Here is a 19,313-nt window from a genome sequence, read left to right as displayed (position 1 = left end):
GGCTGGCACCGCCGCGGGGACGGCCCGCACCGCCGCGGAAAGGGGACCGTGCCGCTACCGGCTCAGGCGCCGAACGCCTTGTCCTTGCCCTTGACCGGTCTGGCCCCCGCCCGCAGATGCGCGGGCACCAGTTCGAGCGCGGGCTCGCTGTACCCCACCGACACGATCTGGTCGCCGTCGTAGGTGAAGGACGTCAGCGAGGCGAGCGTGCACTGTCTGCGGCGCGGATCGTGCCACAGCCGCCGCCGCTCCACGTACGACCGCACGATCCAGATCGGCAGCTGATGGCTGACCAGCACCGCCTCATGCCCGCGCGCCGCGTCCTTGGCGGCGTCCAGCGCCCCCATCATCCGGACGACCTGGTCGACGTACGGCTCCCCCCAGGACGGGCGGAACGGGTTGACGAGATGGCGCCAGTTCTCCGGCCGCTTCAGGGCGCCGTCGCCGACGCCGAAGGTCTTGCCCTGGAAGACATTGCCCGCCTCGACGAGCCGGCCGTCGGTCGCGATGTCCAGCCCGTGCGCCTTGGCGATCGGGGTCGCGGTCTCCTGCGCGCGCTCCAGCGGGGAGGACACGACCCGGGTGATGTCACGGGGGGCGAGGTGCTCGGCGACCCGGTCGGCCATCCGCTGCCCCAGCTCGGAGAGGTGGTAGCCGGGCAGCCGTCCGTACAGGATGCCGTCCGGGTTGGCGACCTCGCCGTGCCGCAGCAGATGGACGACGGTGATGTCCCGCCGACCGCCCCCCGCGGCTCCCTCCCCCTTCTCCGCCTTCTCAGCCTTGTAGGTCATCGCGCCGTGGCCTCCGCCGCCGCTCGGGCCGCCGCCGGGAGGGCGTCGGCGATCCGCTCGACGGCCCGGTCGTCGTGCGCGGTGGACACGAACCAGGACTCGAAGGACGACGGCGGCAGATAGACCCCGCTCGCCAGCATCGAGTGGAAGAAGGCGTTGAAGCGGAACGACTCCTGCCCCCGCGCGTCCTCGTAGTCCCGCACCTCACGGCCGGTGAAGAAGACGGAGAACATGTTGGACGCGGTCTGGATGCGGTGGGCCACGCCCTCCTTGGTCAGCGCCTCGCCGACCAGCGCCTGGATACGGGCGGACACGGCGTCGACGGTGTCGTACGCCGCCTGGTCCAGGAGCCGGAGCTGGGCCAGTCCGGCGGCGGTGGCGACCGGGTTCCCGGAGAGGGTGCCGGCCTGGTAGACCGGCCCGGCGGGGGCGAGGTGGGCCATCACATCGGCCCGCCCGCCGAACGCGGCGGCCGGGAAGCCCCCGCCCATCACCTTCCCGAAGGTCATCAGGTCGGGCACGACCCCGTCGATCCCGAACCATCCGGCGCGGCTGGTGCGGAACCCGGTCATCACCTCGTCGGAGATGTAGAGCGCCCCGTTCTTGGCGCAGGCGTCCTTCAGCCCCTGGTTGAAGCCGGGCAGCGGCGGTACGACGCCCATGTTCCCCGGCGACGCCTCGGTGATCACACAGGCGATCTCGCCGGGGTGCGCGTGGAAGGCGGCCTGGACGGCTTCGAGGTCGTTGTAGGGGAGCACGATGGTGTCCCCGGCCTGGGCACCGGTGACACCCGGGGTGTCGGGCAGCGCGAAGGTGGCGAGGCCGGACCCGGCGGCGGCGAGCAGCGCGTCCACATGCCCGTGGTAACACCCGGCGAACTTGATCACCTTGGTGCGGCCGGTGAAGCCACGGGCGAGCCGGATGGCGGACATGGTGGCCTCGGTGCCGCTGGAGACCAGCCGGACCTGCTCCAGCGGGCCGACCCGCCCGGTCATCTCCTCGGCGAGCGCGACCTCGCCCTCACCGGGCGTACCGAAGGACGTACCACGGGCGACGGCGGCCTGTACGGCGGCGATCACCTCGGGGTGCGCGTGCCCGAGGATCATCGGCCCCCAGGAACAGACGAGGTCGACGTACTCGCGTCCGTCCGCGTCCGTGAGATACGGCCCGGTGCCGGACACCATGAACCGGGGGGTGCCGCCGACCGCGCGGAACGCACGGACCGGCGAGTTCACGCCACCTGGCGTGACGGCCGCGGCACGGTCGAACAGCGCCTGCGAGGCGGGTGCTTCGTATGGATATGGCAGTTCGCTCATGACCTTGCGACTTCTCCGACTTCTCGGACTCCGGGGGCAGTGATGACCTCAGGGTAGGACAGGGGGGTACGGGGACCGGGCCGCCGGGGCGGGCTGAGCACCCGGGAGACGCGCGGGGCGGTGGGGCGGCGGCGGCGAAAGGGGGCGCGGAGACGGACGGGGCACGGGAGAAAGGGATGAGGGGAGGGGTGGGGGGAGGGACGGGAGGGGCGTGGGAAAAGGCGTGAGGAAAGGGGTGGGGAGGGGGGCCGGCGGGGGTATATGGGCGGGCGCGGCACGAACCGGCGGCGCAAACCAGTGATCCTTCCCGGACCATCTGCGAAAATGACCGTTGATACGCACAGCTTCCACGGCCGTATGGGATGGGTGCTGCGAGGAACCTGCGGACAGGTGTTTCACCGCACGTTTCGGCGAGCGGCCGTGGGGGAGGTCACTGACACGATGATCGGGTTGCGCGGCCGGGTCCGCGCGTCCTAGAAAAGCAGTCGGGTGGAGATATGCATCGCGGTGGCGGACTGGGCGAGGGGACTGATGACCTGGGTCCTCGACGTGCCCGGCGGGGAAGGCACCGGCGCGACGCGGAGGAAGCCGCCGAAACACGTCAGGCACAGGGTGCGCCGAACGAGCCCGAGCCGACCGACCGACGGATCGACCGACCGATCGACCGCCGGCTGGACGCGCTGCGGGCCGGAAGCAGGAATGGTGGTCGGGTGGGGGTGACGTACAAGTACTTCGGCGCGCCGGACGGGGCGACCGCGGCCCGGGTCCCGATCTCGATGCGTCCCGAGGAACTCGGCGGCGACGAACTCGGGATGAACGGCATGTTCACCAAGATCAAGCCGGAGACGATGGCCGCGATGGTCCTCACCGGTATCGAGGGCGTCCCCCTGCACAAGGTCCCGCCGCTGGAGCTGGTCGTCCTGCACCCCGACTACGCGGTGGTCAAACTCCCCATGACGGTCGTCGACCCCCTGCGCGGCATCGGCGAGGAGGCGGTCGGCGCGGCGGCGTTCATCTGGTCGACGGTGCCGGATCGGGGGGGACCGCGGGACGCGTTCAATGTCTACCAACTGCTGCACGAGTGGCAGGACTTCTCGCACCGGTTGCATGAGGCGGGGCATCAGCCGTATTGCCTGGTGTGGCCCTGAGGTGGGGGGTCTCTGAGTTCGGGCGGGGTCTTACGACCTCGCCCTTGTCCTGTGCGGACCGGGGTCGTGGGGCCATGAGGGCACAGGGATGAAGTCGCCGGGTCACCGCCCTGTGCCGGGGCACCGGGCCTCCATGGGGTCGGTACCAAAGGGGAACCCGTCGGCCCGGCGGTGATTCGGGGCGGCTTCCCGGCGGCCGTCGCCGCGCGGCAGGATCGTGCCATGCGCATTCTGGTCTTGGGCGGTACGTGGTTCCTGGGAAAATGCATCGCCGAGGGCGCGCTCGCGCGGGGGTGGTCGGTGACCACCTTCAACCGAGGGCGCTCGGGGAGCGACGCCGCGGGCGTCCAGGCGATCCACGGGGATCGCACGGATCGCGATGACCTGGCACGCCTCGCCCGGCAGGGGCCCTGGGACACCGTGATCGACACCTCCAGCTCGGAGTTCGCGCCCCGGACCGTCCTGCTGGCCACGACCGCGCTGCGGGAGGCGGCTCGGCGCTGGGTGCACATCTCCACGGTGTCGGTCTACGCCGACTGGCCCCATCGGCCGCTCACGGACGAGTCACCCCTGCTGGAGGCCCCGGCGGACGCCGACAGCAGTTTCGGCTACACGGGCGCGAACGGGAGTCCGACCGTCTACGGCTTCCAGAAGGCCGGCGGGGAACGAGCGGTCGTCGAGGCGTTCGGGGAGTCGGCGGTGTTCCTCCGGCCCGGGGTCATCCTGGGGCCCGGTGAGTATGTGGGGCGGTTGCCCTGGTGGCTGACCAGGGCCAAGAGGGGCGGTCATGTCCTCGCCCCGGCCCCGAGCGGTCGGATCGTCCAGCCTGTGGATGTACGCGATGTCGCCGAGTTCGCCCTCCGGCAGGCGGCAGGCGGAGCGAGTGGCGGGTACAACGTCACTCACCCTGACGGGATTTCCTTCGCGGACTTCCTCGACGAGTGCCTGGCCGTGACGGGGGGTGTCGGGAAGCCGGTGTGGGTCGAACCCGATGTCCTCACCGCGCACGGTGTCGCCCAGTGGACCGAGCTGCCGTTGTGGCGCACGCACCCGGGTGTGTGGTCCGTCGAATCCGGCCGGGCGGTCACGGACGGGCTGCGGTGCCGTCCGCTGGCGGAGACGATCCGGGACACCTGGGCATGGCTCGCGGCGGACGGGCGACCCGTGGATCATCCGCGGTGGGGCGAGCACGGGCTCGACCGGGAGAAGGAGGCGAGGGTAGTCAAGTCGCGTTAGACACCCCTATGTCTTCCGACGCGTCCATTCAGGTCAGACGGCTAGACAGATGGTCAGGAGTCCGCGTTGCTCGGATACGTCGCCGTATCCGAGTCGGTCGGTGCAGCGACTGTTTCGCGGGTCCGGTCGGCGGGGTGGCCAGCGGGCGGACGGCGCTCAGCGCAACGGCCCCCGACCGCATCAGGGGGCCGACCATGGCGACCGGTCCGGGCGTCCGGGCGAACGAGTACCCGCCCGTGAGCGTGTGCACGGCTACGGCGCGCGGGGGTCGGTCCCGCCCCCTGGAACGACGGAACCCCGTCCGGTATCACGCGACCGGACGGGGCTCTACGGGATCGGTCGGCGCTAGCCGACATCTGCGTTGCGCGCGAACGTCACCAGTCCCGCGAACGCTTTGGGGGAGAGCGTGAAGATCGGGCCGTCAGCCTGCTTGCTGTCCCTCATAGCCACCGTGACGGAGGTGAATCGCACCTCCACACAGTTGCCGTTCCCGTTGCTGTGGCTCGACTTCAACCACTCTGAACTGTGCGGATCTTTCCCATTCATGGCTGTCTATAGCTCCCTGCCACCTCGGAGATCAAACGCTGTGACGCTTGCTCGTCCAGTGCTGCGTCCCATATTCCGGCGAACGCCGCCTCGTACTGCTCTACTTCCCTTGGCTTGTCCAGGTACAAGCCGCCCGTGTACCCGTCGGCGTAGACCGTTGGCGGTTCCGTGTCGACTCCATCGCCGTTCGTCGGAAACCGCAGGATGACGAACGGTCCGCTCAACACACCCGCGTGAGCCCCGGTCGTGAAAGGCACAACCCGGATATCGACGCTCGGTAAGCCGGACACGTACACGAGGTGCGCGAGTTGCGTCGCCATGACGGAGTTCCCGCCGACTGGTCGGCGCAAGACTGTCTCTGCCAGTGCCACGCGAAGCACGGACGGGGCTGTCGCGCGTGTGATGAGTGCCTGTCGCTCGATCCGAAGTTGAACGCGCCCGTCAACCCCTTCGTCATCCATCTTCGGATAGTGGGTTCTGATGATCTCTCGGGCGTATCCGTCAGTCTGGAGCAACCCGGGTACAACGTCGCTCTCGTAAGAGCAGAGACTCGTTGCGGCTTCTTCCAACCCGACGAACACGTCGAATCCCTCTGGGATCACGTCGCCATACGAGTGCCACCACCCGCGCGCTTTCGTCTCCTTCGCAAGACCCATGAGGGCTTGGGTCAGGTCTGACGGAGCACCGTACACGGCACACATCGCCTGAACATCCAGCGCGCGCAGGGGTGTTTGCCCTGTCTCGATGCGCCACATCTTCGCCTCTGACCACTCCAGCGTTGTCGCCGCAGCACGAACGGTCATGCGGGCGCGGTTACGAAGTTCCTTCAGGTGTCGCCCCAACTGTCGGCGCGGAACGGTTGATCCTGTCGGCCCCTCTGCCATCTCCACCCCTTCTTCTCTCTCAGTATGACGGACTTCCACCACTCGAAATGAGAGTGGCCTGACGCTCACCGCGAACCGAAGGGCATCAGTTCGATTCTCTTACAGCGGTACCTCGCTATGAAGTCTTGCACGGCGAGGTACCGGAATGCAGGGTGGAGATCCAGAGACGAGACAACGGCATTGATCAGCTTCATGTCTGACAGTGCATCAGATTGCTTCGGTTGGGGGACCTTGTGGCGCCACGAAGAGGCAACGGCGCACACACCGGGGCGCCCTGGACCCCTGGTCAGAAACCGGTTCCGGTGCCCGGGTGCCGGATCTGTGATGCGGCTGCGAAGGGGCGGGAGCGTTGCCGGGGGAACCCGGGGGCGTTCCGGAACTTCAGCGTGATCATCAGTCAGCATCCGCACCGCCGGGCGACCGACGCGACGGGGGAACCCCCGGAATCGCGGCTCCCAGGTCACCACCCGGCAGCACTCAAATGGCCACCAGTGGACGGGAGTTGAGGACGCAATGAAGCGGTTCGGTCTGTTCTTCGGGTGGCTGTTACGGCTGTAATTGCCCCCTACCGGGCGTCGGCGGGCGGACCGGCCGGTTGCTGCCGGTCGGCACCGCGCGGGAGTGTGCGGGGCGGCTCCGGCGAGCGTTGTCCTGCCGCTCAGGGAGCGTGCGTGGTCGCCCGGGAAAGCGTGTCCCGAGGAGGACGGGATCGTGTTCGACGCTGGTACGGCGGTCCTGGTGCGGCCGTACTACCCGGCGGGTGAGGACGACCGTGCCCGGGAGCGGGAACGGGTCCGTGACTGGCAGGACAGCGAGCGAGAACGGTGGCGTCGGCGCGCCCTCGCGTTCACGCTGCGGCGGGCCGCTGAAGACTCGGTGCGTGCCGTGTGCGCGGACGCGTCCACCCCGCAGACGATGCCAGGGGGTGGCCGGTGGTCTCGCTGATCAAAGAGGGCCGGTCCGTGCCCCCGCCCCGGATGTGCGGCACGGAAACCGTGATGCCCGTCGACCTGATCGCCATCATGTTCGTGTCGGTCAAGGACACCGCCCCGGACACCGTTGCCCGCTCACTGCGCTGCTGTCTCCAGGAGCACTCCGGAGGCCGTCATCACGACCTGGTGTGGGAACTGGACGATCCCAGCGACGGCGAGGTGTGGGCCCAGTGGGCGGACGACTGCCCGCCCGACACGTTCCGGACCGTACCCGACTGCAACACCCCCTCCGAAGTCGCAGCGCAGGACACGGTGTGCACCCTGTTCGACGGTCATCCGGGCTGCCACACCTTCGAATACACCGACCCGTAGCAGAAGCCATCCGCAGCGATCCGGAGTTCCAGCGCGAGGTGCGGCGGTTGCGGAAGCTGATCGACCGGCACATTCCCCGGCAGCCGTCCGGCGACGGCGACGGCGAGGAGGTGACGGCGCGGTGAACGCCGGTACGCCCCCCGCCCCAGGCGCCTCGCACCTGACCATCGAGACCTACCGGGTCCGCCCGGACGGCGAACGCGTCGACCACACCCCGGTGATCGTGTACCGGCCCGGCGAGGTGCCCCCCGGGATCGGCACCCGCCGCTGGCCGCCGTGCCGCTGCCCGCGCTGCCGGACCGGGGACGGTCCACCGGGACCCTGGTAGCGGCACCGCGAACGCCCCTCTGCCCGGTGGACAGGAAGGCCCCTGGCGGATGGTGCACCAACCGGCCGTCCGTCCCATCCCACCGGTCCCCTCGATGGGGCGGCGGACGGCCCCTTATTCAAGCCCGTGAGCGCCCCGTGGACGGCCGTCGAGAGCCGGTGTCCCGCCCGAACCCGGTGCCTCCCGCATGACCATCGAGACGTACCGGGTGCTGGCCGACGGACAGCGCGTCGCTACGGGGCGGGCCAGGGACCGCGCGGGGCCTCGTAGGGCCGCCCACGGTCATTGCCGACCCACAAGAGGCTCCCTCAGCCCGAAACCACAGGGCCCCGCAGAGAACCCACCCCTACCCCTCCCGCCGCAACCCCTCAAACACCAACCGCGCCACCGCCTCCGACACCTCCCGCGCATCCGCCCCCCGCGGAGCGGGCCGGTACCACTCCACGATGGAGTTGACCATGCCGAAGACCAGCCGGGTCGCGAGGCGGACCTCTATGTCGCCCCGTACGTCGCCGTCCGCCGCCGCGGCCTTGAGGAGTTCGGCCACCTGGTGGTCGAACTCCCGGCGCCGCTCCAGCGCCCACCGCTCGGTGTCCGTGTTGCCGCGGACCCGGAGCAGCAAGGTCACGTACGGGAGTTCCGTGATCAGGACCTCCACCATGCGGCGCACCACATGCTCCAGCCGGTCCGCCGCGCGCCCCTCCCGCGCGGGAGGCTCCTCCAGGATGCCGAAGAGCCCGTCCAGAGCGCGGCTCACAGCGCGCCGCAGGAGTTCCTCCTTGCCCGAGACATGGTGGTAGATCGAGGACTTGCTGATCCCCGCCGCGCGGGACAGGTGCTCCATGGACGTGCCGTCGTAGCCGCGTTCGTTGAAGACCTGCACGGCGACCGACAGCAGGGTCTCCGGGGTGTACGTGTCGCGCTTGGCCGTGGTCATGAGGTGCTGCCCTCCCGCTTGTCGGTGGCATAGGCGTGGCGGTACAGCGCGAGCGACGGGGCGTAGCGGCCGGACGGGTCACGCAGATGCAGATCGTCCAGCAGGGCGTACGCCCAGTTCCGGCCCAGTCGGCGGCTCCATTCGAACGGGCCGAGCGGGTAGCTCACGCCCAGCCGCATCGCCGTGTCGATGTCCTCCTCCGTGGCCACGCCCTTGGCGACGGCGTCATGCGCGAGGTCCACGAGCCGGGCGACCGTGCGGGCGACGATCATGCCGGGCACGTCCCCCAGGACGCTGACCTTCTTGCCCAGCGCCTGGAACAGGCCGATCGCCTCGGAGAGGGTCTGCGCGGTGGTGTCCTGGGACGCCGCGAGCGCCACCCGGGTCGCCCTGCGGTAGTCCAGCGCCAGGTCGAAATAGACCACGTCCCGGAACTCCACGGACGTCTGCCCGTCCGCCAGCGCCAGCTGCCCGCCGCCCGGCAGCACCAGCCGCGTCCCGTGGTCCTCGTCCTCCTCCCGCACCGGCACGCCCGACTCGCGGATCATCGCGAGCAGCTCCGAGGCGGGACCGAGATCGCCCTCGGCCACCACATACGCGGGCGGTACGGACGGTTCCGCGGTGTGCGGCTCCGCCGGTTCCGCGTCCGCGCGGTGGTCGTACCAGCCCTGGCCGGTCTTGCGGCCGAGGCGTCCCGACTCGACCAGGCGGCGCTGGGCCAGGGACGGGGTGAAACGGGGGTCCTGGAAGAAGGCCCGCCATACGGAGTGGGTCACCGACTCGTTGACGTCCTGCCCGATCAGGTCGGTCAGTTCGAACGCGCCCATCCGGAACCCGCCGCTCTCCCGCAGCACCGCGTCGATCGTCGCGGGATCGGCGCCTTGTGCCTCGTACACGGCGAACGCCTCCGCGTAGAAGGGGCGCGCGAGGCGGTTGACGATGAAGCCGGGCGTGTCGGCGCAGGCCACCGGCGTCTTGCCCCAGGCGCGGGCCGTTTCGTACGCCCGGGTCGCCGAGGACACGTCGGTGGCGTGTCCGGACACCACCTCGACCAGCGGCAGCACCGGCGCCGGATTGAAGAAGTGCAGGCCGACCAGGCGGCCGGGGGCGCGCAGGGCGGCGCCGATGGCGGTGACGGAGAGCGAGGACGTGTTGGTGGCCAGGAGGCAGTCCTCCGGGACGATGTCCTCCAGCGCCCGCAGCAGCTCCTGCTTGGCCGCCAGGTCCTCCTGGACGGCCTCCACGACCAGCGCGCTGTCCGCCAGCTCCGCGAGGCCCTCGGCGGGCAGCAGACGCGCCCGTGCGGCGTCCCGGTCGGCGCCGCTGAGCCGGTCCTTGGCGACGAGCCGGTCCAGCCGGGCGGTGATCGCGTCGGCCGCGTCCCGCGCCCGTCCCGGTACGGCGTCGTACAGCCGTACGGGATGGCCCGCGACCAGGGCGACCTGGGCGATGCCCTGGCCCATGGTGCCGGTGCCCACGACGGCCACGGGGCCGCTCAGGTCGAGTGCTGTCATGTGCGCGATCCTCCCGCACCGGGTTGTCCACAGATACGCCGGACCCCCTTGTACCGACCGATCGTTCGGTTACTCTAACTCTGTCGTGCTGTTTCTGTCCCTGCTTCGGCCGTCGCATCCCTTCTTGCTCCGGCCCAGGTCATGAACTCGCCGGTGAGTTCTTGAGACGAGGAGTTGGTCCCCCATGGCCGCCGCCGCCCCCTCGGCGAACGAGCTGATCACCCGCCACCGCGCCACCCTCGACCGGGCGCTGGAAGCGATCGGCACCCGCGCGTACTGGTCCCCCCACCCCGAGCACCCGAAGGCGTACGGGGAGAACGGCAGCCTGGACGCCGCCGCCGGGAAGGCCGCGTTCGACGCCCTCCTCGGCACCCGCCTCGACCTCGGCCAGCCCGGCACCGACGACTGGGTCGGCGGCGAGGTCTCCCCGTACGGCATCGAGCTGGGCGTGACGTACCCGCACGCCGACCCGGCCGTCCTGCTGCCCGCCATGAAGGCCGGACAGCGCGCCTGGCGGGACGCGGGCCCCGAGACCCGGGCCCTGGTCTGCCTGGAGATCCTGAAGCGGATCAGCGACCGCACCCATGAGTTCGCCCTCGCGGTCATGCACACCTCCGGGCAGGCGTTCATGATGGCCTTCCAGGCGGGCGGCCCGCACGCCCAGGACCGCGGCCTGGAGGCGGTCGCCTACGCGTACGCCGAGCAGGTCCGCACCCCCGGCACCGCCGACTGGAGCAAGCCCCAGGGCAAGCGCGACCCGCTCGTCCTCACCAAGACCTTCACCGCCGCCCCGCGCGGCATCGCCCTGCTCATCGGCTGCAACACCTTCCCCACCTGGAACGGCTTCCCGGGACTCTTCGCCTCCCTCGCCACCGGCAACGCCGTCCTCGTCAAACCGCACCCCCGCGCGGTGCTGCCGCTCGCCCTGACCGTGGCCGTCGCCCGCGAGGTGCTCACTGAGGCCGGGTTCGACCCCAATCTCGTCGCGCTCGCCGCCGAGCGGCCCGGCGAGGGCATCGCCAAGACGCTCGCCGTCCGCCCCGAGATCCGGATCATCGACTACACCGGCTCCACCGCCTTCGGCGACTGGCTGGAGACCCACGCCCGCCAGGCGCAGGTCTACACCGAGAAGGCCGGCGTCAACACGGTCGTCGTCGAGTCCACCGGCGACTACAAGGGGATGCTCTCCAACCTGGCGTTCTCCCTGTCCCTCTACAGCGGCCAGATGTGCACCACCCCGCAGAACCTGCTCATCCCCCGCGACGGCATCACCACCGACCAGGGCCCCAAGTCCTACGACGAGGTCGTCACCGATCTCGCCGCGGCCGTGTCGGGGCTGCTCGGCGACGACGCCCGCGCGAACGCCCTGCTCGGGGCGATCGTCAACCCCGACGTCCGGACCCGCCTGGAGGCCGCCCCCGGCCTCGGCGAAGTCGCCCTCGCCACCCGCGAGGTAACCAACCCGGACTTCCCCGACGCGGTCGTCCGCACCCCGGTCATCGTCAAGCTGGACGGCGCCAAGCCGGACGACGAGGCCGCCTACCTCAGCGAGTGCTTCGGCCCGGTCTCCTTCGCCGTCGCCGTCGACTCCGCCGCCGACGCCGTGGAACTGCTCCAGCGGACCGTCCGCGACCAAGGCGCGATGACCGTCGGGGCGTACACGGTCGACCCGGAGGTCGAGCGGGCCGTCGAGGAGGTCTGCCTGGAGGAGTCCGCGCAGCTCTCCCTCAACCTCACGGGCGGGGTGTACGTCAACCAGACGGCCGCGTTCTCCGACTTCCACGGCTCCGGCGGCAACCCGGCCGCCAACGCCGCCCTGACGGACGGGGCGTTCGTGGCGGGCCGGTTCCGCATGATCGAGGTACGGCGGGAGGGCTGAGGGAGGGCCATAGGGTCCGTCGATGGCGGCGGGGAGCTGAGGGAGGGCCATAGGACCCGTCGATGGCGGCGGGAGGGCGGTCCAGCTCCGGCCCCAGCCCCCGCCGCCCCACATCAACGGCTCCCGCCGCCCCTCGTCACCAGCCCCCGCCGCCTCCCACCAACGGCCCCCGCCCCGCCCCCAGCGGCGCCCAGCCGCCCCCAAATACCGCCCCACACACACCGCCCCGTCAGCCCCGCCCCGCACTCCAGTGATACAGCGCCATCGCCACACTCGTAGCCAGGTTGTAGCTGCTGACCTGCGGAGCCATCGGCAGCGACAGCAGATGGACCGTCCGCGAGCGCAGCTCAGGCGACAGCCCCGCCCGCTCCGACCCGAACGCGAGCACCGCCTCATCGGGCAGCTTCACGTCCCGCAGATCCTCGCCCTCCGGGTCCAGAGCGAACAGCGGACCCGGCGGCAGCGCGTCGGCCTCCAGACGCTCCACCGCCGTCGCGAAGTGCAGCCCCGCCGCCGCCCGGACCACCGTCGGGTGCCAGGGGTCCAGCGTGCCCGTGGTGACCACGCCGGTCGCGCCGAAGCCCGCCGCCAGCCGGATCACCGCCCCCGCGTTGCCCAGATTGCGCGGGTTGTCCAGCACGACGACCGGCGCCGGACGCGGCAGCCGCGCGAGCGTCTCCCACTGCGTCCCGCGCGCGGGACGGACCGCCAGGGCAGCCACCCCCGTCGGATGCGGACGCGGCACCAAGGTGCCGTACACCGCCGCCGGGACCTCCGTCAGCAGCGCCGCCAGCGACTCCGTCAGATCGGGGGCGAGGTCGGCGGCCAGCGCGAGGGTCGCCGCGCGGTCCGTCGTCACCGCCACCGGGATCTGCGCGCCGAAGCGCAGCGCGTGCTTGACGGCGTGGAAGCCGTCCAGCAGCACCGCGCCGTCGGCCAGCCGGTGCCAGACGCTCAGCGGGTCGTTCATGCCGGAGAGCCTACGGGGGGCGCGGACGGGTCCTGCGCCGCCACAGGACCGCCGGACGCGGCACTCCCGCCACCGTCCCCACCAGCCCCCTCACCCGGCCGCCCCACCGCCCGCCGCACCCCCCGCGACACCAGCGCCCCCACCCGCCGCAGGAACGGCGTAGGCAGGAACACCAGATCCGCCGCGATCATCGCCAGCGAGAAGAACGGCAGCCCCAGCACGACCGCGATCACCGCGTGCTCGGTGATCATCGCGGCCAGCAGCACATTCTTCGCCCGCCGGTTGAGCAGCGCGAACGGGAAGGCGATCTGCACGAAGACCGTCCCATAGGTGATCAGCATCACCAGCGTGCCGCTCGCCGCCAGCGCCGTGCCCAGGGCCGCCCAGGGGGAGAAGTAGTCGAGGTGCAGCGGGTAGTAGACGGCGGTGCCGTCCTGCCAGCGCGAGCCCTGGATCTTGTACCAGCCCGCCGTGGCGTAGATCAGACACGCCTCCGCCATCACGACCAGCAGTCCGCCGTTGTGCAGGATCGTGGCGACGACATCGAGGAGCGTACGCGGCTGTCCGTCCGGCGCCAGCCGCTCGGCGGCCCACCACAGGGCCGTCCCCGCCAGCACCCCCCACAGCAGCAGCGGCACCGTCCACTCGCTGTCCAGCCGCCCCGAGACCGTCACCGCCAGCAGGGCCAGGGCGAACACCGTCCACATGACCGGGCCCGCGCGGTCGACGACCCGCTCGCCGCGCGCCCGCGCCGCCGCCGTACGACACGCCCGGCGGGCGTCCAGCGACCACACCTGGCCGCAGCGTATGAAGACCAGGTAGAGGCACATCAGATGCAGCACGTTGTCGCCGCCGTCCCCGACGAAGACACTGCGGTTCTGGAGCGACAGGACGCCCACCATGAACAGCGCCGACATGGTGCGGGTCCGCCAGCCGAGCAGCAGCAGCAGCGCGGACAGCAGGGCCAGCGCGTAGACCGTCTCGAACCACAGCCCCGCGTCCGACCACAGCAGCGCGGTGAACGCGCCGTTCATGCCGACCAGTTGTTCGGCCAGCTCCCAGCTCCAGGGACCGTCCGGGCCGTACAGCTCCCGGCGGTGCGGGAACTCCCGCAGCAGGAAGACCAGCCAGGTCCCGGCGAAGCCGATCCGGATCACCGCGCTCTGGTACGGGCCGAGCGGCTGCCCGGTGACCTGTCCGATGGCGCGCGAGAGGGCCAGCGAGAAACGGTTCATCCGGTGCCTCCGGCGCGCTCCTCGTCGGGCACCTGCCACCAGGGCAGCACCCGGTACACCGGCTCCAGCGCGATCTTCTCCTCGCTCCAGGCGGGCGGTTCGACATTGGACGTACTGGAGCGCACCTGCACCCGCTCCACGACCCCGCCCTCCCCCGTCACGCCCTCGCGCGTCAGCCGCAGCACCACCAGCCGCCGTACATAGGTCTCGGCGAGGGTGCCGCGCGGGCCGGTGGCGCGGTTGTCGCCGTCGTGGGTGGCCACGTAGTAGTCCCAGGCGCGGCGCAGCGAGTTCTGCTGGGTGTGGCTGGGCACCGGGTTGCCGTCGATGGCCCGGCCGTCGGCGGCGGACAGGTCGTGCCAGCCGGTGGTGCGCTCACCGCCGTCCGGGGTGCGGATCTGGGCGCGGACCTGGACGGCGACGTTCTGCTGGAGCGGGTTGGGGGCGAACAGCTTCCAGTTCTGCTCGAACTCCGGGTAGATCCAGGCGTCGACCGTCGCCGCGTGCCGCTTGCTCACCGTGTTCGCCGGGGCGACGTGCAGGAACACCATCCCGAGGTGGACACAGACGGCGACCGCGACGACGGCCAGCGCGAGCGCGACGCCGACGCGGTAGGGCAGGGACAGCGCGGCTATGCCGGTACGGGGGTCGTCCGGCGGGGGCGGGTCGGTCTCCGGGGGGCGAGGGTCCGTCTCCGGCGGGCGCGGCGGGCCGGTGTCCGGCGGGGGCGGGTCCGTCTCCGACGAGTCCGTCTCCGGTGAGCGCGGAGGGCCGATATCCGGAACGTCCTCGTCCTCCCGGCCCCCGCCAGACACCCGCCCGTCGCTCTCCGTACCGCCCGTACCGCCCGTACTGCCTGTACCGCCCGTACCGCCCGTACCGTCCGTGCGCTCCGTGCCCTGCCCGTCCATCCCGCCCCGATTCCCGCTCGCGTCGTCCGCACCACGCTCCGCCCCGACGGTGCTCGAACGCGAACGGTACTCAGCCCGGCCCCGCCCCGCACACCCCCGCAGGCCAGCCGCCCGGGACCGCCCCGGCCCCGTTCCCTTCTCGTAGAACCTGTTCTATCTTGACGACCCGTCAGAAACGTCGTCACGACAGCCGGCGGCCGAACCCGACACCTGAGACGCCGGACCGGACACCTGGGACGCCGGACCGGACACCGGAAACGGAAGGACGGACACGACCGTGGACTTCACCTTCAGCGAGGAGCAGCAGGCGGCGGCCGAGGCGGCGCGCGGTGTGTTCGCCGACGTGGCCCCGGACGCCGTACCCAGCCCCGCGCTCACCCCCGGCCCGGTGGCCGACGACCTCGACCGCGCGCTCTGGGCGAAACTCGCCGGCGCCGATCTGCTGAGCCTGCTCCTCGCCCCCGAACACGGCGGCGCGGGCCTCGACACGGTCGCCCTCTGTCTCGTCCTGCGCGAGGCGGGCCGCGTCCTGGCCCGCGTCCCGCTCCTGGAGACCAGCGCGGCGGCGGCGACCCTGCACCGCTTCGCAGACGTCCGTACGGCGGACCGCGCGGCGCTGCTCACCGCGGCCGGCCGGGGCGAGCGCGTCCTCACCGTCGCCGCGCACGGCCGCACCGGACACGACCCCGCCGAACGCGCGGTGACCGCCCGCCGGGACGGCGACCACTGGCTGCTGGACGGCACCCAGACCGCGATCCCCTGGGCGTACGAGGCGGACTGGACGCTCGTACCGGCGCACACCGGCGACGACCGGTCCGTGCTCGCGCTGGTACCGCGCGGGCTGGCCGGAAGCACGCTCGCCGAGCAGGTCTCGACGTCCGGGGAGCGGCTCGGGGAGCTGCGGCTGGACGGGGCGCGGGTCCCGGCCGGGGACGTACTGGAGGCCGAGGGGGCGTGGGAGTGGCTGCGGGACGTCCTGGCCACCGGCACCTGCGCGCTGGCGCTCGGGCTGGGGGAGCGGGTGCTGCGGATGACCGGGGAGTACGCGGGGCGGCGGGAGCAGTTCGGGTACCCGATCGCCACGTTCCAGGCGGTCGCCGTCCAGGCCGCCGACCGGTACATCGATCTGCGGGCGATGGAGGCGACCCTCTGGCAGGCCGCCTGGCGACTGGACTCGGGCACGGCGGGCGCGCTGCCCGTCTCCGGCGATGTGGCGGTGGCCAAGATCTGGGCGGCGGACGGGGTACGGCGGGTGGTGCAGACCGCCCAGCATCTGCACGGCGGCTTCGGCGCGGACGTCGAGTACCCGCTGCACCGCTACCACGCCTGGGCCAAGCACCTGGAGCTGTCGCTCGGCCCGGCGGCGGCCCACGAGGAGACCCTCGGCGACCTGCTGGCGTCCCACGCGCTGACGTGAGGGACGTTGAGGTCCCGGTGCCGCTCGGCGCGCCCGGCGTTAGAGCACGAACCCCGGCTCTCCCCCATCCGTCACCACAGGACGCCCCTGCGCCTCCCAGATCTGCATCCCCCCGTGCACGTTCACCGCGTCCAGGCCCTGCTGGGCGAGGTACTGGGTGACCTGGGCGGAGCGGGCGCCGGACCGGCAGATCACATGCACCCGGGCGTCCTGCGGCGCGGCCTCGGTCAGCTCGCCGTACCGGGCGAGGAACTCGCTGATCGGGATGTGCAGCGCCCCGGCGGCGTGCCCGGCCCGCCACTCGTCGTCCTCCCGTACGTCCACCAGGAAGTCGCCGTCCTTGAGGTCCCCGACCTGCACGGTGGGCACACCAGCTCCGAAAGTCATACGCCCGACGCTACCGGACCGGAAATGACAGGCCCTAGGAGCCGGCCTCGGCGGCGAGGTCGGCCTCGCGGCGGGCCACCTCGGCGATCAGCTGGTCGGCGATCTCGTCCAGCAGCCGGTCGGGGTCGTCGGGGGCGAGCTTCAGCATGGAGCCGATGGCGCTCTCCTCCAGCTCCTTGACCACCAGGGTGAGCAGCTCCTTGCGCCGGGCGAGCCATTCGAGCCGGGCGTACAGCTCCTCGCCGCCGATCGGGGCGGACGCCTCGGGGCGCGGCCCGGCGGCCCACTCCTCGGCCAGCTCCTGCAACTCGGCCTCGTCGCCGCGCGCGTACGCCGCGTTCACCCGGGTCAGGAACTCCTCGCGGCGGACGCGCTCGGGCTCGTCCTGGGCCAGATCGGGGTGGGCCTTGCGGACCAGCTCGCGGTAGCGGCGGCGGGCCTCCTCGCTGGGGCGCACCCGCTGCGGCGGCCGGACCGGCTGCTCGGTGAGCATCGCGACGGCCTCGGGGAAGAGTCCCTCGCCGTCCATCCAGCCGTGGAACAGCTCCTCCACGTCCGGCATGGGCATGACCCGGGCACGCAGTTCCCGCGCCTTCGCCAGATCCTCCGGGTCGCCGCTGCGGGCGGCGCGGGCCTCGGCGATCTGGGCGTCCAGCTCCTCCAGGCGGGCGTACATCGGGCCGAGTTTCTGGTGGTGCAGCCGGGAGAAGTTCTCCACCTCGACCCGGAAGGTCTCCACCGCGATCTCGTACTCGATCAGCGCCTGCTCGGCCGCCCGCACGGCCTTCTCCAGCCGCGCCTCGGGCCGCGTGTCCTCAGCTTCCGGGGTCGTCACCCGCCCAGGGTAGGCCACGGGGTCCTGGCCGCGGCGACCACGGGCCGCGAGAACCCCGTGGCCGGACGACGCCCGCCCCCGAGCCCCCCGTCACCTTGACAGGCGCCCGCCCCCGAGCCCCCGTCACACCCCCCGCTCCGCCGCCACCCGCCCCGAGTCCACCGCCTTCACCAGCTCCGCGTGATCCGCCTCCGTACGGTCCGCGTAGGCGACGGCGAACGCGGCCATCGCCTCGTCCAGCTCCTCGTTCTTGCCGCAGTAGCCGGACAGCAGCCGCGGATCGGCGCTGTGGCTGTGGGCGCGGGCCAGCAGCGCGCCGGTCATCCGGGCGTAGTCGTCCAGCTGGTCGGGGGAGAGTTCGTGCGGGTCGACGCTGCCCTTGCGGTTGCGGAACTGCCGGACCTGGAAGGGCCGCCCGTCGACCGTGGTCCAGCCGAGCAGGATGTCGCTGACGACCTGCATCCGCTTCTGCCCGGCCACCACCCGGCGCCCCTCGTGCGCCACCTGGGCCGCGTCGAACCCGGCGGTCAGCAGATGCGGCACCAGCGCCGACGGCCGGGCCTCCTTGACCTGGAGTATCAGCGCCTCCCCACGATGATCGAGAAGCAGCACGACATACGACCGGGTCCCCACGCTGCCGGTGCCGACCACCCGGAACGCCACATCGTGCACCGCGTGCCGGGCCAGCAGCGGATGACGGTCCTCGGCGAGCGAGCCGAGGTAGCCCTCCAGCGACCCGGCGACCGCCGCCGCCTCGGCGTCCGGCACCGGGCGCAGCACCGGCGGCGCCGCCACGAACCGCCGTCCGCCGTCCTCGGTGGGCTCGGTGGAGCGCGCCGCGAACCGTCCGCTGGTGTTCCCCCGCGCCTTCTGCGAGACCCGCTCCAGCGTGCCGAGCAGATCGTGGGCGTCGGTGTGGGAGACGAGTTCCTCGTCGGCGATGGCGTGCCAGGCGTCCAGCACCGGGAGCCGGGCCAGCAGCCGCAGGGTGCGCCGGTACGCGCCGACCGCGTCCCGGGCCGCCGCGTGGCACACGTCCTCGCCCGCGCCCGCCTCCCGCCCGGCCAGCACCAGGGACGCGGCGAGCCGCTTGAGGTCCCACTCCCAGGGGCCGTGCACCGTCTCGTCGAAGTCGTTGAGGTCGATCACCAGCCGGCCGTGCGCGTCCCCGTACAGCCCGAAGTTCGCCGCGTGCGCGTCGCCGCAGATCTGGGCGCGGACCCGGGTCATGGGGGTACGGGCGAGGTCGTACGCCATCAGCCCGGCGGAGCCGCGCAGGAACGCGAACGGCGTGGCCGCCATCCGGCCGACCCGGATCGGCGCCAGCTCCGCGATCCGGCCCCGGTTGGACTCCTCGACCGCCGCCACCGCGTCCGGGCGCCCGGCGTCGATGTCGAGCAGGGCGTGCGCGGCGCGCGGCACCCGCTCGCGCAGCGCCTTGCCCTCGTCCTTGGTCGACCCCGGCCCCCGGGCGGGCCGCTCGGCGAATCCGGCCACCCGTGGAATCCGCGCCTCGGCCTCACCCACGGCCATCGCCTCCCCCGTACGCGTGCGTGGGCGCACACCCGTGCCCACGACGAACATCAACTCGTCCGGAACGGTACAGGCGCCGACGGTTTCCCGTCAGACCCCCACCCCGACCCACCCGGCGTCAGCCTCCGCCCCGCCCGGCGTC

19 protein-coding genes are annotated in these 19,313 nt (G+C 72.0%); 7 read left to right on the top strand and 12 right to left on the bottom strand.

The window, feature by feature from the left end; genetic code table 11:
* Positions 1-62 precede the first annotated feature (62 nt).
* Together AB0D49_RS08910 and hemL are read right to left on the bottom strand one after the other, a co-directional pair.
* Positions 63-791, bottom strand: a complete 729-nt coding sequence (locus tag AB0D49_RS08910; protein ID WP_362753108.1) for a histidine phosphatase family protein — start codon at positions 789-791, stop codon at positions 63-65.
* The gene (hemL, locus tag AB0D49_RS08905; protein WP_362753105.1) at positions 788-2,107 is read right to left on the bottom strand and encodes a glutamate-1-semialdehyde 2,1-aminomutase; all 1,320 of its coding nucleotides are present in this window, start codon (positions 2,105-2,107) and stop codon (positions 788-790) included. Before hemL ends, AB0D49_RS08910 begins: the two co-directional genes overlap by 4 nt.
* Positions 2,108-2,817: 710 nt before the next feature.
* Between hemL and AB0D49_RS08900 the strand changes: the two genes are divergently transcribed.
* Both AB0D49_RS08900 and AB0D49_RS08895 read left to right on the top strand, forming a co-directional pair.
* Positions 2,818-3,255 carry a hypothetical protein gene (locus tag AB0D49_RS08900; protein ID WP_003974483.1) on the top strand — a complete coding sequence of 146 codons (438 nt, stop codon included), beginning with the start codon at positions 2,818-2,820 and terminating at the stop codon, positions 3,253-3,255.
* A 222-nt stretch (positions 3,256-3,477) separates the two neighbouring features.
* Positions 3,478-4,491: an NAD-dependent epimerase/dehydratase family protein gene (locus AB0D49_RS08895; protein ID WP_362753102.1), complete on the top strand. Its 1,014-nt coding sequence runs from the start codon at positions 3,478-3,480 to the stop codon at positions 4,489-4,491.
* A 345-nt stretch (positions 4,492-4,836) separates the two neighbouring features.
* Here AB0D49_RS08895 and AB0D49_RS08890 read toward each other — a convergent pair whose 3' ends face one another.
* Positions 4,837-5,037 (bottom strand): DUF397 domain-containing protein, encoded by a 201-nt coding sequence (locus AB0D49_RS08890; protein ID WP_362753099.1) that lies wholly within the window; start codon positions 5,035-5,037, stop codon positions 4,837-4,839.
* Entirely contained in the window at positions 5,034-5,921 is an 888-nt protein-coding gene (locus AB0D49_RS08885) for a helix-turn-helix transcriptional regulator (protein WP_362753431.1), read from the bottom strand. Before AB0D49_RS08885 ends, AB0D49_RS08890 begins: the two co-directional genes overlap by 4 nt.
* Positions 5,922-6,632: 711 nt before the next feature.
* Between AB0D49_RS08885 and AB0D49_RS08880 the strand changes: the two genes are divergently transcribed.
* The 3 genes from AB0D49_RS08880 to AB0D49_RS08870 all read left to right on the top strand — a co-directional run bounded on the left by AB0D49_RS08880 (position 6,633) and on the right by AB0D49_RS08870 (position 7,553).
* Complete coding sequence (locus AB0D49_RS08880; protein WP_362753096.1) at positions 6,633-6,866, top strand: hypothetical protein; 234 nt, start codon at positions 6,633-6,635, stop codon at positions 6,864-6,866.
* A gap of 53 nt (positions 6,867-6,919) precedes the next feature.
* Positions 6,920-7,225 carry a hypothetical protein gene (locus AB0D49_RS08875; protein WP_362753093.1) on the top strand — a complete coding sequence of 102 codons (306 nt, stop codon included), beginning with the start codon at positions 6,920-6,922 and terminating at the stop codon, positions 7,223-7,225.
* Between the two features lie 121 nt (positions 7,226-7,346).
* A complete protein-coding gene (locus AB0D49_RS08870) occupies positions 7,347-7,553 on the top strand; it encodes a hypothetical protein (RefSeq protein WP_362753090.1) in 207 nt (68 codons plus the stop codon).
* A gap of 346 nt (positions 7,554-7,899) precedes the next feature.
* Here AB0D49_RS08870 and AB0D49_RS08865 read toward each other — a convergent pair whose 3' ends face one another.
* Together AB0D49_RS08865 and AB0D49_RS08860 are read right to left on the bottom strand one after the other, a co-directional pair.
* Positions 7,900-8,490, bottom strand: coding sequence for a TetR/AcrR family transcriptional regulator (locus AB0D49_RS08865; RefSeq protein WP_362753087.1), 591 nt, complete (start codon positions 8,488-8,490; stop codon positions 7,900-7,902).
* Entirely contained in the window at positions 8,487-10,004 is a 1,518-nt protein-coding gene (locus AB0D49_RS08860) for a 3-hydroxyacyl-CoA dehydrogenase (RefSeq protein ID WP_362753085.1), read from the bottom strand. Before AB0D49_RS08860 ends, AB0D49_RS08865 begins: the two co-directional genes overlap by 4 nt.
* Positions 10,005-10,188: 184 nt before the next feature.
* Here AB0D49_RS08860 and paaN point away from each other — a divergent pair, with 184 nt between their 5' ends.
* Complete coding sequence (gene paaN / locus AB0D49_RS08855) at positions 10,189-11,883, top strand: phenylacetic acid degradation protein PaaN (protein WP_362753082.1); 1,695 nt, start codon at positions 10,189-10,191, stop codon at positions 11,881-11,883.
* A 229-nt stretch (positions 11,884-12,112) separates the two neighbouring features.
* Here paaN and AB0D49_RS08850 read toward each other — a convergent pair whose 3' ends face one another.
* Genes AB0D49_RS08850 through AB0D49_RS08840 form a run of 3 tightly spaced genes read right to left on the bottom strand, consistent with a single transcriptional unit; the run spans position 12,113 to position 14,999 of the window.
* Positions 12,113-12,853 carry a TrmH family RNA methyltransferase gene (locus AB0D49_RS08850; protein ID WP_362753079.1) on the bottom strand — a complete coding sequence of 247 codons (741 nt, stop codon included), beginning with the start codon at positions 12,851-12,853 and terminating at the stop codon, positions 12,113-12,115.
* Positions 12,850-14,088, bottom strand: a complete 1,239-nt coding sequence (locus AB0D49_RS08845; protein ID WP_362753076.1) for an HTTM domain-containing protein — start codon at positions 14,086-14,088, stop codon at positions 12,850-12,852. The genes AB0D49_RS08850 and AB0D49_RS08845 overlap by 4 nt, the downstream gene beginning before the upstream one ends.
* A complete protein-coding gene (locus AB0D49_RS08840; protein WP_362753073.1) occupies positions 14,085-14,999 on the bottom strand; it encodes a DUF5819 family protein in 915 nt (304 codons plus the stop codon). The genes AB0D49_RS08845 and AB0D49_RS08840 overlap by 4 nt, the downstream gene beginning before the upstream one ends.
* Positions 15,000-15,276: 277 nt before the next feature.
* On the opposite strand from AB0D49_RS08840, the gene AB0D49_RS08835 reads away from it, so the two are divergent.
* Positions 15,277-16,416 (top strand): acyl-CoA dehydrogenase family protein, encoded by a 1,140-nt coding sequence (locus tag AB0D49_RS08835; RefSeq protein ID WP_362753070.1) that lies wholly within the window; start codon positions 15,277-15,279, stop codon positions 16,414-16,416.
* Between the two features lie 39 nt (positions 16,417-16,455).
* On the opposite strand, the gene AB0D49_RS08830 is transcribed toward AB0D49_RS08835, so the two are convergent.
* The 3 genes from AB0D49_RS08830 to AB0D49_RS08820 form a co-directional block, all read right to left on the bottom strand.
* Positions 16,456-16,785: a rhodanese-like domain-containing protein gene (locus AB0D49_RS08830; RefSeq protein WP_362753428.1), complete on the bottom strand. Its 330-nt coding sequence runs from the start codon at positions 16,783-16,785 to the stop codon at positions 16,456-16,458.
* A 52-nt stretch (positions 16,786-16,837) separates the two neighbouring features.
* Positions 16,838-17,638 carry a J domain-containing protein gene (locus tag AB0D49_RS08825; RefSeq protein WP_362753067.1) on the bottom strand — a complete coding sequence of 267 codons (801 nt, stop codon included), beginning with the start codon at positions 17,636-17,638 and terminating at the stop codon, positions 16,838-16,840.
* Between the two features lie 123 nt (positions 17,639-17,761).
* Positions 17,762-19,171 carry a DUF2252 domain-containing protein gene (locus AB0D49_RS08820; RefSeq protein WP_362753064.1) on the bottom strand — a complete coding sequence of 470 codons (1,410 nt, stop codon included), beginning with the start codon at positions 19,169-19,171 and terminating at the stop codon, positions 17,762-17,764.
* Between the last annotated feature and the right edge of the window lie 142 nt (positions 19,172-19,313).

The organism is Streptomyces sp. NPDC048290 (assembly GCF_040652095.1).
Taxonomy (GTDB): domain Bacteria; phylum Actinomycetota; class Actinomycetes; order Streptomycetales; family Streptomycetaceae; genus Streptomyces.
Note: the sequence above shows the minus strand (reverse complement) of the source record. Positions and strands in the feature narration are given on the sequence as shown.

Excerpts from the sequence above, each read along its gene's own strand:
- AB0D49_RS08885 (WP_362753431.1), bottom strand. The coding sequence starts at position 5,921 with ATGGCAGAGGGGCCGACAGGATCAACCGTTCCGCGCCGACAGTTGGGG.
- AB0D49_RS08890 (WP_362753099.1), bottom strand. The coding sequence starts at position 5,037 with ATGAATGGGAAAGATCCGCACAGTTCAGAGTGGTTGAAGTCGAGCCAC.
- AB0D49_RS08875 (WP_362753093.1), top strand. The coding sequence starts at position 6,920 with ATGCCCGTCGACCTGATCGCCATCATGTTCGTGTCGGTCAAGGACACC.
- AB0D49_RS08820 (WP_362753064.1), bottom strand. The coding sequence starts at position 19,171 with ATGGCCGTGGGTGAGGCCGAGGCGCGGATTCCACGGGTGGCCGGATTC.
- AB0D49_RS08840 (WP_362753073.1), bottom strand. The coding sequence starts at position 14,999 with ATGGACGGGCAGGGCACGGAGCGCACGGACGGTACGGGCGGTACGGGC.
- AB0D49_RS08910 (WP_362753108.1), bottom strand. The coding sequence starts at position 791 with ATGACCTACAAGGCTGAGAAGGCGGAGAAGGGGGAGGGAGCCGCGGGG.
- hemL (WP_362753105.1), bottom strand. The coding sequence starts at position 2,107 with ATGAGCGAACTGCCATATCCATACGAAGCACCCGCCTCGCAGGCGCTG.
- paaN (WP_362753082.1), top strand. The coding sequence starts at position 10,189 with ATGGCCGCCGCCGCCCCCTCGGCGAACGAGCTGATCACCCGCCACCGC.
- AB0D49_RS08865 (WP_362753087.1), bottom strand. The coding sequence starts at position 8,490 with ATGACCACGGCCAAGCGCGACACGTACACCCCGGAGACCCTGCTGTCG.
- AB0D49_RS08860 (WP_362753085.1), bottom strand. The coding sequence starts at position 10,004 with ATGACAGCACTCGACCTGAGCGGCCCCGTGGCCGTCGTGGGCACCGGC.
- AB0D49_RS08895 (WP_362753102.1), top strand. The coding sequence starts at position 3,478 with ATGCGCATTCTGGTCTTGGGCGGTACGTGGTTCCTGGGAAAATGCATC.
- AB0D49_RS08850 (WP_362753079.1), bottom strand. The coding sequence starts at position 12,853 with ATGAACGACCCGCTGAGCGTCTGGCACCGGCTGGCCGACGGCGCGGTG.
- AB0D49_RS08845 (WP_362753076.1), bottom strand. The coding sequence starts at position 14,088 with ATGAACCGTTTCTCGCTGGCCCTCTCGCGCGCCATCGGACAGGTCACC.